The organism is Neisseria sp. HMSC064E01 (genome assembly GCF_001808875.1).
In the GTDB taxonomy this organism is placed as follows: domain Bacteria; phylum Pseudomonadota; class Gammaproteobacteria; order Burkholderiales; family Neisseriaceae; genus Neisseria; species Neisseria sicca_A.
The window spans coordinates 1-238 of sequence record NZ_KV794962.1 but is presented as its reverse complement, the minus strand read 5'-3'; the positions used below and the strand labels follow the sequence as shown (position 1 = coordinate 238).

General features: G+C 50.8%; 1 pseudogene. It reads left to right on the top strand.

From position 1 onward, the window contains the following. A pseudogene (locus HMPREF2572_RS10365) lies at positions 1-238 on the top strand (RHS repeat protein); the annotation flags it as partial.

The following is a 238-nucleotide window of genomic DNA, read 5'->3' as shown; positions in this document are numbered from 1 at the left end:
CCGACAACCGCCTGAAAACCTACAACGGCACGACCTATTACTACGACGAACTCGGCAACCTGATCCACCGCGAACTCGCCGACGGCGAAATGCAGAACTATTTCTACGACCTGCACGACCAACTGGTTAAAGCCGAAATCTTCAAAAAAGACGGCACGAAAGAAACTTGGGCGTACAGCTACGACGCCTTGGGCAGAAGGATAGGCAAAGGTCGTCTGAAAAACGAAGAAGTTTCAGA